This is a genomic window from Actinospica durhamensis (assembly GCF_018139695.1).
Taxonomy (GTDB): domain Bacteria; phylum Actinomycetota; class Actinomycetes; order Streptomycetales; family Catenulisporaceae; genus Actinospica; species Actinospica durhamensis.
Window position 1 is genome coordinate 1 of record NZ_JAGSOG010000686.1, and the last position, 548, is coordinate 548.

The following is a 548-nucleotide window of genomic DNA, read 5'->3' on the forward strand; positions in this document are numbered from 1 at the left end:
CGGGTGCCGGGTTCCCCCATTCGGACACCCCCGGATCCAAGCCCTCTCGGCGGCTCCCCGGGGCCTATCGCGGCCAGACACGTCCTTCATCGGCTCCTGGTACCAAGGCATCCACCGTGCGCCCTTATACACTTACACGGATGATTCATCAAGATACTCAACACTACAGAGCAGCAATCTAAAAACTACTAGATGCTCGCATCCACTATCCAGTTCACAAACACCCCACCGAACCCCAGACCACCCATGACGACCACCAGCCCGTGACAACGGACGGTATGGCGTCGGGCCTGGACCCGGACCAGAAGAAGACCCACACACGGGGAAACCCGGACCACAAGATCCGGGCTCCACTGCGGCTGTCCCTTCAGGACCCAACAGTGTGCCACGCCAGGCCCGCAAGGGACCCGGCTGCTGTCTACGACGTTTCCACCCATGAGCTCCGCCACCGGACACTCGCCGGTGAAGCGGGTCTGGCCCGGCCGGCCCACTACAGGCCTACCTGGGCAGATGCTCCTTAGAAAGGAGGTGATCCAGCCGCACCTTCC

At 62.4% G+C, this 548-nt stretch carries 1 rRNA gene; it reads right to left on the reverse strand.

Annotated features, from left to right (window positions below):
- A 23S ribosomal RNA gene (locus KDL01_RS41730) occupies positions 1-138 on the reverse strand; the annotation flags it as partial.
- Positions 139-548: the final 410 nt, after the last annotated feature.